At 64.7% G+C, this 544-nt stretch carries 1 protein-coding gene; it reads right to left on the reverse strand.

All coding sequences use genetic code 11. The features are described 5' to 3' along the window. Window positions 1–544: IS30 family transposase (locus tag NHL51_RS13820; RefSeq protein WP_434144653.1), on the reverse strand; the 544-nt coding region annotated here is incomplete at both ends.

Consider the following 544-nt stretch of genomic DNA (forward strand, 5'->3'; position numbering starts at 1 on the left):
CTCGGCGAATACCTCTGCCGGGGTTCTCCAGCCAAGAACTTTGCGAGGCCTGTTATTGAGGGCGAGGGCCACCGCCTCGAGATCCGTGGCCGACCACCGCGACAAGTCAGTACCCTTCGGGAAATACTGCCGCAGCAGACCATTGGTGTTCTCGTTCGTGGGTCGCTGCCAAGGCGAGTGCGGATCGGCGAAGAACACCTTCGTACCGGTATCGAGGGTGAACTGCGCATGCCCGGAGAGCTCTTTCCCGCGATCCCAGGTCAGCGTTTTGCGCAGCTGGATCGGCAGGGATGTGATCGATGAAGCCAGCGCGGCGTTCATCGCGACAGCACCATATCCGCCGAGCGAGGCCCCGTTCTTCACGACTGGTGTCTTGCCCCACCCCTCCAGACGGGGCAGGTGAACCAGCAGCGTGGAGCGGCTGGAGCGCTCGATGAGCGTGCCGATCGCGGACCGGCCCGTGCCGATGATCAGATCACCCTCCCAGTGCCCGGGAACGGCACGATCATCGGCCTCGGCCGGCCGCTCGGAGAGCACGACGTCC

This window comes from Leucobacter sp. gxy201 (assembly GCF_051043335.1).
Lineage (GTDB): Bacteria > Actinomycetota > Actinomycetes > Actinomycetales > Microbacteriaceae > Leucobacter.